This is a genomic window from Paracoccus sp. PAMC 22219, from assembly GCF_000787695.1.
Classification (GTDB): domain Bacteria; phylum Pseudomonadota; class Alphaproteobacteria; order Rhodobacterales; family Rhodobacteraceae; genus Paracoccus.
In genome coordinates this window covers 1-6,581 of the sequence record NZ_BBPH01000012.1, presented here as the reverse complement: position 1 = coordinate 6,581, position 6,581 = coordinate 1, and the positions used below count along the sequence as shown (strand labels likewise).

Annotated in this window: 8 protein-coding genes; 6 read left to right on the top strand and 2 right to left on the bottom strand. The window is 68.2% G+C overall.

Going from position 1 to position 6,581, the window contains the following annotated elements; genetic code table 11:
• Positions 1–963, bottom strand: a 963-nt coding sequence (locus tag TY51_RS02565; protein WP_042245468.1) for an FGGY family carbohydrate kinase, incomplete at its 3' end; no start/stop codon positions are given.
• Positions 960–1,262, bottom strand: coding sequence for a hypothetical protein (locus TY51_RS21590; protein ID WP_156117838.1), 303 nt, complete (start codon positions 1,260–1,262; stop codon positions 960–962). The genes TY51_RS02565 and TY51_RS21590, both read right to left, overlap by 4 nt.
• Before the next feature lie 25 nt (positions 1,263–1,287).
• Between TY51_RS21590 and TY51_RS02560 the strand changes: the two genes are divergently transcribed.
• From TY51_RS02560 to TY51_RS20725, 6 genes are all read left to right on the top strand, one after another.
• Positions 1,288–1,980 (top strand): DUF2291 family protein, encoded by a 693-nt coding sequence (locus TY51_RS02560; protein ID WP_231558872.1) that lies wholly within the window; start codon positions 1,288–1,290, stop codon positions 1,978–1,980.
• Entirely contained in the window at positions 1,977–3,482 is a 1,506-nt protein-coding gene (locus tag TY51_RS02555) for a sugar ABC transporter ATP-binding protein (RefSeq protein WP_042245465.1), read from the top strand. Before TY51_RS02560 ends, TY51_RS02555 begins: the two co-directional genes overlap by 4 nt.
• A gap of 12 nt (positions 3,483–3,494) precedes the next feature.
• Positions 3,495–4,532, top strand: coding sequence for an ABC transporter permease (locus TY51_RS02550; protein ID WP_042245462.1), 1,038 nt, complete (start codon positions 3,495–3,497; stop codon positions 4,530–4,532).
• A 97-nt stretch (positions 4,533–4,629) separates the two neighbouring features.
• On the top strand, positions 4,630–5,580 hold the full coding sequence (locus tag TY51_RS02545; RefSeq protein WP_042245459.1) for a D-ribose ABC transporter substrate-binding protein: 951 nt from the start codon (positions 4,630–4,632) through the stop codon (positions 5,578–5,580).
• 58 nt (positions 5,581–5,638) lie between these two features.
• Positions 5,639–6,439 carry a DeoR/GlpR family DNA-binding transcription regulator gene (locus TY51_RS02540; RefSeq protein ID WP_042245456.1) on the top strand — a complete coding sequence of 267 codons (801 nt, stop codon included), beginning with the start codon at positions 5,639–5,641 and terminating at the stop codon, positions 6,437–6,439.
• A 4-nt stretch (positions 6,440–6,443) separates the two neighbouring features.
• Positions 6,444–6,581, top strand: a 138-nt coding sequence (locus TY51_RS20725; RefSeq protein ID WP_156117837.1) for an FGGY family carbohydrate kinase, incomplete at its 3' end; no start/stop codon positions are given.

Here is a 6,581-nt window from a genome sequence, read left to right as displayed (position 1 = left end):
GATGCCCGCGGCCAGGCCCAGCACCCAGTCCAGGTTCAGCGTCGCCGCCATGTTGGTCTGGACCTGCGTGACCACGCCCGGCACCGGCAGGCAGATGACATAGCCCGTGCCCTGATCGTTCAGATGCACGCGGTCGGCGGTCACGGCGCGCAGATGCACCCCGGTCGATCCGACCGTCGAACAGGCCACTTCGCCTGCCCCGCCCAGCACGCCCGCACCCAGCGCGGTCATCACCATGTCGACATAGCCCAAGGATACCGGCGTGCCTGCCAGCAGCCCTGTCTGCCGCGCGGCATCGGCGGTCAGCGGATGGGTCACCTGCGTCCCGTCGATGATCGGCGGCAGCAGGCCGCGCCGATGCGTCAGGCCCAGCGCCTCGATCACCGCGTCGTCATAGGCGCGGGTGCGGAAATTGCCGAAGGTAAAGCTGGCCTCGGACGGGTCGGTCGCGCGGATGCCGGTCAGGTTCAGATACAGCCAGTCCTTGCAATGCAGCGCGACCTGGGCACGGTCCAGCAGGTCGGGGTGATGGGCATCCATATGCGCCATCTGCGCGCCCTGCTGGCAGGTGTTCAGGCCGGTGCCTGTCGCCTCGAACCGGGCGCGGTTATTGCCCAGACGGTCGACGGTCGGCGCGGCGCGCGCGTCCAGCCACAGCCAGGCGTCGCCCACCGGGCCGTCATCCCCGACCAGCCAGGTGCCGTCGCCCTGCCCCGTCACCGACAGCGCGGCGGTCCGCGTTGCAAGGTTCGGAATGTGGTCGGCCAGCCCGCGCAGGGCCGCCGCGCAGTCGTCCCAGGTCCGCGCCATGTCCTGCGTCGCGGCACCCTGTGCCCCTGTCGCATAGCGATTCGGCACCGCCGCCGCGCCCAGCTGCCTGCCCGACAGATCGAACCCCACGGCCTTGATGACCGAGGTTCCGGCATCGATTCCGATCAGCACGTCGCGCTGCTTGTCCGTCATGATGCCTCCATCCCTTGGCCACGGTTTATATCACGATCATCGCACAGGAAACGTATTTTTTTACGGACACGGCAATTTATTTCATCTAAGCTGACCCTGTTCGCGTCCGAATGGATGCGCGGATTCGCCGCAATCACAGGCCCGCGCCACGCGAATCGACCGGAGGGGAGGCCGGACCGCATGACGACTTTCGCCAGCATAGGCTTGCGCCGCGCGTGCCGCCGCGCCATGGATGCGGCCCGCGCAATGACGCCCGGACGGTGGGTTTCGATGCGCTTTCTCCACGCGAGGTCGATCACGTGAAGTTATCATCAACCATGAGATGTGCGCCCGCCCGCCCCGTGTTCCAGCCAGAGGCAGACCGATGACCGACAGCTCCACCGCCCCCCGGGCCCCTGCCGCCAGCCGCCGCGGCCTGATCCTGTCCGTGGCCCTGGGCCTGGGCGTCATGGCCGCCATCGCGCTGGACACCACCGTGGTGCAGGTCGCTCCGAAGCCGATGCGCGCCAGCAGGCGTTTTCGCCCGACACCTATGGCACGCAGGAATTCCCGCGCATCCGCGACGCGGTGATCGAACGCGCGGTGCCCGCCACCGACCTGGCCGCAGCCATCGCCGCCGATCAGGATGCGGCCATCGCCGAATACGGCACGCCCGCATCCACCGGCGCGATCATGATGGTCACGGTGACCGGCACCGCAGGCGAACCGCGCGCCGGGGTCTATCCGCTGACGGTCGAGGGCCTGCCCGACGACCTGCGCATCCGCGTGCAGACCGGCCCCGCGATCAACGGCACAGACCTGCGCGACGCGCCTGGCGACATCGCGTTCGGCGCCTTCAAGAACCAGATCGAATACCAGGACGCCGGATCGGGCATCAACCGCGCCATGGCGGCCGAGGTGCTGGCGGTCATCGACACCGCCGCCCTGGCGGGCAAGCAGGTGACGGTGACCGGCGCGTTCCGCCTGATCAACCCGGCGAACTGGCTGATCACCCCCGTCGCGATGGAGGTCCAATGAGCGCCGAGGTCGTCCTTGCCGCCCGCAACGTGGCGAAATCCTATGGGCAGGTCCATGCGCTCAAGGGCGTGAACTTTGACATCCATCGCGGCCAGGTCACCACGCTGTTCGGGGAAAATGGCGCCGGGAAATCGACGCTGATGAAGATCCTGTCAGGCGTGATTCAGCCCACCGCGGGCCAGATCGTGCTGGACGGCCAGCCGGTGGCGTTCGCCAACGCCAACGACGCGCGCGACCGGGGCATCTCGATCATCCACCAGGAACTGTCGCTGGCCCCGAACCTGTCGGTGCGCGACAACATCTTCATGGGCCGCGAGATCATGGGCACCCTTGGCGTGGACTATGCCGAGGAGGACCGCCAGACCCGTGCCCTGATGGAGGAGCTGGAGGAGCAGATCGACCCCTCGACCCTGGTCGAGAACCTGCGCCTTGGCCAGCAGCAGATCGTCGAGATCGCCCGCGCCCTGTCCGTCGACAGCCGCATCCTGATCATGGACGAACCCACCAGCGCCCTGTCGGCCAGCGAGGTCGAGGTGCTGTTCAAGGTCATCCGCGACCTGACTGCGCGCGGCGTCAGCATCGTCTATATCTCGCACCACCTGGAGGAGGCGCTGACCATCACCGACCACGCGGTGGTGCTGCGCGACGGGGTGATGACCGCCTATGCGCCGCGCGCGGACATCGACCTGGAATGGATCGTGCGCAACATGGTCGGCGAGAACTACGACCTGGGCAGCCCGCCGGACAGCACGATTGGCGCGGTCGCCCTGTCGATCCGCGACCTGTCGGTGCCCGACGCCACCGGCCAGGACCTGGTCCGCGGGCTGAACCTGGACGTGCGGGCAGGCGAAATCGTCTGCATCTATGGGCTGATGGGTGCGGGCCGCACCGAATTGCTGGAGACGGTCGCCGGCCGCCTGCGCGCCACCGGCGGCCAGATCGTGCTGGAGGGCCATGAGATCAGCCACCTGTCCATCGGCGACCGCATCGCCCGCGGCTTGGCCCTGGTCCCCGAGGACCGCCAGCGCGACGGCCTGGTCCAGACCATGAGCGTCGGGCAGAACCTGTCGCTGGCCTCCATCGCGCGGTTCACGCGCGGGCTGTTCACCAGCACCCGCGCCGAACGCGAGCTGGTCGACGACAGCATCCGCCGCGTCACGGTCAAGACATCGGGCGGGGCTGCCCCCATCGGGTCGCTGTCGGGCGGCAACCAGCAGAAGGTGGTGATCGGAAAGATGCTGGCCACCCGGCCCCGCGCCATCCTGCTGGACGAGCCGTCGCGCGGCATCGACATCGGCGCCAAGGCCGAGGTGTTCCGCCTGCTGGCCGAAGGCGCTAAGAACGGGCTGGCGGTGGTCTATTCCACCTCCGAGGTCAGCGAATGCCTGTCCATCGCCCACCGGATCATCGTCATGCACAAGGGCCGCATCACGGCCGAATTCGACAGCACCGTGTCCAAGGACCGGATCATGGCCGCCTCGGGCGAGTCCGTGGCAGCCTGAGGGAGAAGACCCATGTCCGCAACCACCACGACCGCCCCCGCGAAAGGCCGCCAGTTCCATCTGGGCCGCCTGCTGCTGGAAGGGCGCGCCTTCTTCGCGCTGATCGCCATCATCGCGGTCTTTTCGTTCCTGTCGCCGAACTATTTCACGCTGTCGAACCTGCTGATCATGTCCAGCCAGGTCGCGATCTTTGGCATCCTGTCCATCGGCATGCTGCTGGTGATCCTGAACGGCGGGATCGACCTGTCGGTGGGCTCCATCCTGGCGCTGTCGGGCGTCGTCGCGGGCGCGATGATGCAGGGGGTCGAGCTGGATGCGCTTGGCGTGATCCTGTACCCGCCGGTCTGGGCGGTCGTCGTGCTGACGCTGTGCGTGGGTGCGGCGGTCGGCGCGGTCAACGGCGTGCTGGTCGCGATCTTCAAGGTGCCGCCCTTCGTGGCGACGCTTGGGGTCATGTACGTGGCCCGCGGCATCGCGCTGCTGATGACCAACGGGCTGACCTACAACAACCTGCGCGGGTCCGAGGCCCTGGGCAACACCGGCTTCAACTGGCTGGGCTTCTACCGCATCGGCGGGGTGCCGATCAGCGTGATCGTGCTGGCGGTCGTTGCGATCGCCGCGGGGCTGATGCTGGGCCGGTCGGCCTTTGGCCGCTGGCTTTACGCGTCGGGCGGGAACGAACGCGCGGCGGAACTGTCCGGGGTGCCGGTCAAGCGGGTCAAGATCACCGTCTACATGGTGTCGGGCGCGCTGGCCGCCGCCGCGGGGCTGGTGCTGGCGTCGCAGCTGACCTCGGCCGGGCCCACGGCGGGCAACGCGTACGAACTGACCGCCATCGCCGCGGTCGTGATCGGCGGCGCGGCCCTGACCGGCGGTCGCGGCAACGTGCGCGGCACGATGCTGGGCGCCTTTGTCATCGGCTTCCTGTCGGCGGGCCTGGTGATCATCGGGGTCAGTTCCTACTGGCAGACGGTGTTCACGGGCGCGGTGATCGTGCTGGCCGTGCTGATGAACTCGCTTCAATACGGCAGCGGCACGCGCAAGACGTGAGGCCCCGCCACCGACCTTCCCCGCGCGCCACAGGGATGGCGCGCGGAAAGACTGCCCCCCACCGGGCAGGACCACCACACCAAGGGAGAGAGACCAAATGATGAAGATGACGCGCCGGATGCTGATGGCTGCCGTGGCCACCGTGCCGCTGATGGCCGGATCGGCCTGGGCCGAGGGGCTGATCACCGTGATCGTGAACGATCCGGCCAACCCCTACTGGTTCACCGAGGGCGAGGTCGCCAAGGCCACCGCCGAGGAGCTGGGCTATACCGCCAACGTGGCCGCCCATCGCGGCGACACGAACACCGAAAGCACGCTGATCGACACCGCGATCACCAACCAGTCGGTCGCGATCATCCTGGACCCGGCCAATGCCGACGGGTCCGTCGGCGCCGTCCAGAAGGCCGTCGATGCGGGCATCCCGGTGTTCCTGGTGAACGCCGAGATCAACCAGGAAGGTCTGGCCAAGGCGCAGCTGGTGTCGAACAACGCCCAGGGCGCGGCGCTTGGCGCGCAGGCCTGGGTCGAGGCGATGGGCGAAGAGGGCGGCCGCTATGTCGAACTGTTCGGCGCCCCGTCCGACAACAACGCCCAGACCCGGTCGAACGGCTTCGAGACCGTGTTGTCGCAGTACCCCGAGTTCGAGAAGGCCGGCGAGGAGGTCGCCAACTGGGACCGCACCCAGGGCTATCAGCGCATGCAGTCGCTGCTGCAGGCGAACCCCGACATCACCGGCGTGATTTCCGGCAACGACGAGATGGCCCTTGGCGCCATCGCGGCGCTGAAGGAGGCCGGCAAGCTGGAGGCCGTGACCGTGGGCGGCTTTGACGGCAGCCCCGACGCCGTCGAGGCCGTCAAGGCCGGAGAGATGGCCTATACCGTCCTGCAGCCCGTCGCCGTCTTTGCAGAAGCTGCCGTCCGTCAGGCCGACACCTTCATCAAGACCGGCGAAACCGGGGTCGAGACCGAAAAGCAGCTGTTCGACTGCCTGCTGATCACGTCGGAGAACGTCGACAGCTACAGCGCCGCCTTCGTTCTGGACCAGTGATGTCATCGGGGTGCGCGCCGTCACGCGCGCGCCCCACCCACGCAAGGGCCGCATCGTCATGGACATGATCTCCTCGGACAGCCGCCAGGCGCGCCTGCAGGCGCGGCGCCAGCTGATCGCGCAGGCCGTCATGGCCGAGGGCAGCCTGCGGATCGAGGATCTGACCGACCGGTTCGGCATCAGCCTGATGACCGCCCATCGCGACCTGGACGAACTGGCCGCCCGCGGCCTGCTGCGCAAGTCGCGCGGCATCGCCTCGGCCGCCCCGACCAGCCTGATCGAGGCCAGCGACCTCTATCGCGACACCCGCCAGGGCCCGCAGAAATCCGCCATCGCGCAGCTGGCGGCCCAGCAGGTCGAACCGGGCCAGGCGGTGTTCCTGGACGACAGCACCACCGTGCTGCGCATGGTCCCGCACCTGGCCGCGCGGGTGCCGCTGACGGTCATCACCAATTCGCTGACGCTGATGACCGCCATCAAGGAGATCGGCGACATGACCCTGCTGGGCCTGGGCGGTCAGTTCCACCACTGGTGCAACGCCTTCATGGGGCCGCAGACCACCGCCCAGATCCGCCGCCTGCGCGCGGACGTGGCGATCCTGTCGATGGCCGCCATCACCGATGCCCAGGTGTTTCACCAGTCCCCGGAAATGGCCGAGACGAAACGCGCCATGATGGACGCCGCCAGCCGCCGCATCCTGTTGGCGGATCATACCAAGTTCACCCGCCGCGCCCTGCATTCGATGGGCGGCATCGAGGATTTCGACCTGATCATCACCGACGACCGCACGCCCCCCGACCAGATCACCGCCCTGCGCCAGCGCGGCGTCGCGGTCCAGATCGCCGCGACCGGGGACTGAGACGATGCTGATCCTGGGCATCGACAACGGGCTGACCGTCACCAAGGCGGTCATCTTTGACGCCACCGGCCAAGTGCTGGCCACCGCGCGCCGCCGCGTCGCGCAATCCATGCCGCGGCCCCGCCATGTCGAACGCGACATG